The organism is Nonomuraea marmarensis (assembly GCF_043197025.1).
Classification (GTDB): domain Bacteria; phylum Actinomycetota; class Actinomycetes; order Streptosporangiales; family Streptosporangiaceae; genus Nonomuraea; species Nonomuraea marmarensis.
Genome location: NZ_JBICRM010000132.1, coordinates 1 through 667 on the forward strand (window position 1 = coordinate 1; position 667 = coordinate 667).

A 667-nucleotide genomic window follows, 5' to 3' on the forward strand; every position below is an offset into this window, starting at 1 on the left:
TCGTTCGAGCAGGGCGTCACGATGCATCGCTACGCCATCCGGGATGCAAAGGAGGCGAGCTCGTGCTGAGGCAGGTCGCGGAGGGTGTGCTGGTCCACGAGAGCGAGTTCTGCCAGAGCAACGCCGTGGTCGTGCACGGCCGGGCTGGCGTGTTGCTCATCGACCCCGGGGTGCAGGGCCACGAAATGGCCTGCCTCGCGAACGACCTGTCCGATTCGGGCCAGACCGTTGTGGCAGGCTTCTCGACGCATCCGGATTGGGATCACCTACTCTGGCACGCCCAGCTCGGCGCGGCCCCTCGTTACGGCACGGCCCGCTGCGCGGCCACTGTCCGGGTTCAGCTTTCCGACCCGGGTGCGAAGGCCCGCATCGCCGCCCACCTGCTCGAGACGGAAATCGCCGGGCAGGTCCCGCTGGACCTGCTCGGCCTCATCACCGCCCTGCCCGCCGAGACGGCGCAGATTCCATGGGATGGCCCCGGGGTCCGGATCATCGAGCATCAAGCGCATGCCCCGGGCCATGCGGCGCTGTTCATCGCAGAACGCGGGGTTCTCGTCGCCGGCGACATGCTCTCTGATGTCTTGATTCCGATGCTCGACTTGAACGGCACCGTTGACCCGATCGAGGACTACCTCGCCGCGCTGCGGCTGCTGGAGGGCGTGGCGGG

Annotated in this window: 1 protein-coding gene; it reads left to right on the plus strand. The window is 68.1% G+C overall.

What is annotated here, in order from left to right; all coding sequences use genetic code 11:
- Positions 1-62 precede the first annotated feature (62 nt).
- Positions 63-667 (plus strand): MBL fold metallo-hydrolase (locus tag ACFLIM_RS50290; RefSeq protein WP_393178053.1); only part of this gene is annotated, 605 nt, incomplete at its 3' end.